This is a genomic window from Nocardioides malaquae, from assembly GCF_015070385.1.
GTDB lineage: Bacteria > Actinomycetota > Actinomycetes > Propionibacteriales > Nocardioidaceae > Nocardioides > Nocardioides malaquae.
The window spans coordinates 1-1,157 of record NZ_JADCSA010000035.1 but is presented as its reverse complement, the minus strand read 5'-3'; the positions used below and the strand labels follow the sequence as shown (position 1 = coordinate 1,157).

The following is a 1,157-nucleotide window of genomic DNA, read 5'->3' as shown; positions in this document are numbered from 1 at the left end:
GCCGTGCTTCGGCCGGCCGGTGCGGGTGTGGTGGCGCAAGCGGATCTGGCGCTGCCCGGAGCCGTCGTGCCCGCGGTCGACGTGGACCGAGGACCCTACGCACCGGCTCGGGCCAAGCTCACCACGCGGGCCACCGCGTGGGCGGTCGACGCGCTGCGCCACGACGACACCACCGTGTCCGCGATCGCCCGACACCTTGGGGTCGCGTGGGACACCTGCTGGTCGGCGATCAAGACCGCCGCGCAGACCCGGATCGCGGACCCGGCCCGGCTGGGGAGCATCAAGACCATCGGCGTCGACGAGCACATCTGGCGTCCCTCGAGGATCTCGAGCATCGACAAGGCGGTCACGGTGATGGTCGACCTGACCCGCGACGAGAACGGCTGCCTGCGCGCCCGCCTGCTCGACGCCGTGCAGGGCCGCTCGGGGAAGGTCTACGCCGACTGGCTGAGCGACCAGGGTGTCCAGGGTGTCGAGGGTGTCGATGTGAAGGTCACCATCGAGCACGCCGCCCTCGACCCGTTCCGCGGCTACGCCAACGCGATCAGGGACGAGTTGCCCGACGCGGTCGCGGTGCTCGATGCGTTCCACGTGGTCAAGCTCGCCGGCAACGCCCTCGACGAGGTCCGTCGCCGGGTCCAGCAAGCGACCCTGCACCGACGCGGCCACAAGGACGACCCGCTCTACAAGATCCGCCGCACCCTGCTCACCGGCGAGGAACACCTCACCGACCGGCAACGCCAGCGGCTCGAGAAGTACCTCCCGGTTGGAGATCCCGACGCGGAGGTCGAAGTCGCCTGGCGGGTCTACCAGCAGGTCCGTTCGATCTACCACGCCGAGTCCCCGGCCGCGGGACGCGCCATCGCGGAGACGGTCCTCGAGTCGCTGCACACCTGCCCGATCCCAGAGGTCAAGCGGCTCGGCAAGACCTTGCGCCGCTGGCGGGAGGAGGTCCTGGCCTACTTCGCCACCGGGGGCGTGTCCAACGGCGGCACCGAGGCGATCAACGGCGTCATCGAGAAGACCCGCCGCCTGGCCCACGGCTTCCGCAACTTCACCAACTACCGGATCCGGATCCTGCTCGCTGCCGACGGCTCACGTCCCTACCGACGCCGTCCCTCGATCAGACCCGAACCATGCTGAACTGGGAAGGGCCG

1 protein-coding gene is annotated in these 1,157 nt (G+C 70.2%); it reads left to right on the top strand.

The genetic code is table 11. The features are described 5' to 3' along the window. The coding region (locus IEQ44_RS15525) for an ISL3 family transposase (RefSeq protein WP_227487603.1) at window positions 1-1,143 on the top strand (1,143 nt) is incomplete at its 5' end. Between the last annotated feature and the right edge of the window lie 14 nt (window positions 1,144-1,157).